The organism is Bradyrhizobium sp. MI1.11 (assembly GCF_055811255.1).
On record NZ_JBVVPM010000135.1, the window covers coordinates 1 to 3416 of the forward strand.

Consider the following 3416-nt stretch of genomic DNA (forward strand, 5'->3'; position numbering starts at 1 on the left):
TTGGCTTCGGCGTTCGAAGTGGTACCCAGGCGAGACGGAGCGGAGCGGAAGACCATGATCCGCTGAGGCGTCGGCGACGATGCCGGCCCAAACGGCCCGCTCACGAGGTGCCGCGTTGCGTTCACGCGACCGGCTGGAGTAAAGTCCCCGCACGACGAACTTCCAAGTCGGTCGCGACAACCTCCGATCCGCCTACGAAGCCCGACATCGATCCGCGCTAGAGCGCTCAGCGCGATATTCAGCTAGCTTACGCAGGAGTTGCCGGCCGCGAGGTGATCGTCACCGTAACTGCCGCCTTGACGCATCGGCTTAGCGTAGTGTCTCCAACTGATAAGCTTTGCGCCCAAAGCTTATCAGTGCCGACAAAATTACCCCTGCAGCAACCCTGAGGTTGTCGGCAAAGCGCTGGACGCCTCGGCGCGTTCGGGACCAGGGGTGTCTTGTCAACCTTGCTGAAATCGCTCGTTTTTTTCGTTCCCGTCGCGGGCAATCTACGGTCCTAGCCACGATCAGTTTCGCAGCCTCTCGACCGTAGTTTTCCGCCATCTCGCGCAATGCGCCGGCCTCTCTGGGCACCCTGCTCTCCTCCGCCAAATCCAGGCAGATGCGCTCCATGCGCGCGAGATCGTTGATGTCGTGCTGATGTCGCCCCATGCCGGTGATCAGACTCCGGCCTGCACCAAGCCGTCAAGGGTTGCCACCCGGAAATTTCCCAATATCGATTTCGTCGAGCCAGCCGGATGATCTCGAAATGAAATCATCCAAGCCAAAGCAGTGGACCGAGAGCGAAAGAGGCTTGCCGCGATGGCACGTCGGCGCGCCGCGTCGGAAATTGCGGCAGTCCTCGGGCGGCATACCGGATCGGTGAAGCGGATGGCGCGAGAGATGGGATTGCTCCTAAAAAAAATAGAAGCGGCTCCTTTCCTCTACATGCTCAAGAGAAGCGGCACAGAGTTCGGTGCCGGCATCAAGTATGCCGTCGAACGCGGCTGGCTCGACCTGCACGAGAGCGGTACCTACGTGCGACTGCTGACACCTGGCGATGATTTGCTCGGTCAATAGAGCAGCGTGAAGGACAACCACGCCGCGAGTGACGCGCAAAGACAAATCCCGAGATAAGGCAAAACAAGGCGCATCGGGCTTTCCCTCCGAAACGCAAATATGGATCATCATGTCATGCCTGGACGACGACTGCTAGGAATTTGGGTTGCACCGCGCTCCTTAGAAGCCCCCGCACGGGATGTTGCTTGAAGATTTGCTGGCTCGCCGCCCTGAGCTGGCGGAGCGGCCCCGGCCGACCCAAAAGCCCCCTGAAGCCGGGGCCGTCTCTCGCGCCGTCCCGCAGATAGTCGGCCCCGTGCCTAGGAGATCCGCACCTGAATCCGCAGCACGAGGACCGAGCGTCGGCACTGCCGCCGACCGCCGGCCCATCGTGCATGCGCATCCGTGCGACGCGACAAGCTATATCGGGGGCGGCCTGACCAATGCCGGTTTGAACGACAGCGAGCCCGCTCTGCAGCGAACACCGGACGTATCGCCCCAGGGGGAGCCATTGTCGATGTAGAAGGTCTCCGGCAGGCCGTTGCGGCGAAAGGTATCGGTCAGATGTCCCCGCACGGCGGAACGCTGCTCGTTGACGCATGCCTTCAGACACACAGCATAGCGCGAGTGATCGTCGACCATGGTCAGTGGATGACAACGCCTCCCGCTGGCAAGGGGCATGTGGCCGTTGAACTCAATCTGCCACAGCTGATTGGGCGCGTCCTCTCAGTGAGCCGACTGCATCTGTCGTCATTGGATCCACAGCGAAGGTTGCGGCCGGTTGCCGCCGCTCATAGCGCAGGGCGTCACCTCTCCTGCGGAGTAGGGCGAAGGCGAGACCTTCGGTGCAGCCTTCCTGGCGGGCTACACGGGACGAAATTCGCCTCAAAGCCGCTCTGATGTTGGCTGCCATATCACAATAAATCGGGCTGCTGAGACGGGCCGATGAGCATCTAGAATTTCTCTGCTCGATCTTTTGCCTCTTCATCCGTCGACAAAAAAGAATCCGCCGGCAGAAAGGCGCAACTGAGGGGCACCTTCCTTATATCTCTCTCTCAATGCTTAGCTGCGAGGAGTCTTGTCTTCTCGGCTGAGCAGGCCAAGCCGTCGCTCCAGCTCTTGCTTCTTGGCCACGAGCCTCACGGCAAGAATGTCATTAACGACTGTGTGGAGTTGCCACAGCTCTTCAACCGACATGCTCTCAAACGGCTTCCGTTCCATGAATCCCCCGACTCACGTGTTCCCATAGCCTGGGCTTACAAGCGGGAGCCGGCAACTCTTTGTCGGTTGAGGGCGGAAGGTTATCTACCGTGACGGCGAGTGTGCGATTTTTCGGAAGCTCGCCGGCTCGACCTTAACCGGTAGCGTCGCAACTCAGCTTGCATTAATCGGTGTCGCAACACGCCCAATTCTGCAATCTGATGTTCTAGAAAGGCGACACGTTGATGCAAGGCGATAGCGGCATAGGGGATACGATCAGAAATACTCATCACGACCTCAAAATAATAAGACCGCAAAAACATCTCGACAATCTGAGCATTACACCAGACGATCGGCACAATTGCAAGGCGAAGCCCTTTCGCGCCATTGCACACAGCCGGCAGAGACGTGAGCCACGGGTTGACGCTTTGAAGGAACAGAAAGGCGCGCGGATATTTAATTCGCGCTAGCTCGCCCAAGCTGGCGGAGCGGCCCCGGCGTACCCAAACTCCCTCAAGCCGGGGCCGTCACTCCGATGGCGCGTGGAGACGCCGCGCCACAGCTCAGCAGGTGGCGCACGAGCCATCAGGAAACGGTAGCAGAGGCCATTCGCCCGCGGTGTCATTTGCGGCCTCGGGCTCGGCGTCGATTGGCCCTCTTGCCGAAGGACGCCACGCAGGAGGCGCGCCCGGCTCGCGATCATAGGGGTGCTGGTCGGAAGGCCCTGTGCTGCTGAAGTGCATAGACTCTATCGAGGGCATCGTGCACCCCGCGCTCTTAATATTTCACAATTAAATAGTTAATGCATATATTAAATAAATTAAATATTTGACTTCTTCAATCACGAAATGGTTGAATAGGTTTGTCCTACCGGCGCCCGTGAGCGCTTTTTGAGGCCAGCGACCATGTCCTTGGCATTCCCGCACTGGCTGATGATCGCAGTGGGCCCTGCTGCTGGGCGCCGGCTATATTGGTGTCCTCGTCAGCGGAAAGAAAGCGAACAGAGTTGATCGACCTCCAGGCGAGCCGATCGATCTGCCGGCTTTGCCGCTCCTCAACTCTCATGACCCGCAGTAGCTCACGCGCCTTCCCCTAAGACGAGGGTTAGCAATGGCTGTCAGAATTGAATGGGGTCCGCTTGAGGCGATAACGAACGTCCGCAACGAAGCGTGCAA

1 protein-coding gene and 1 pseudogene are annotated in these 3416 nt (G+C 59.0%); one reads left to right on the forward strand and one right to left on the reverse strand.

The window, feature by feature from the left end:
- Positions 1–804: 804 nt before the first annotated feature.
- A complete protein-coding gene (locus tag AC0L30_RS42510) occupies positions 805–1062 on the forward strand; it encodes a hypothetical protein (protein WP_007601718.1) in 258 nt (85 codons plus the stop codon).
- Positions 1063–1530: 468 nt separating this feature from the next.
- Here AC0L30_RS42510 and AC0L30_RS42515 read toward each other — a convergent pair.
- Positions 1531–1767, reverse strand: a pseudogene (locus AC0L30_RS42515) (DDE-type integrase/transposase/recombinase); the annotation flags it as partial.
- Positions 1768–3416 lie beyond the last annotated feature (1649 nt).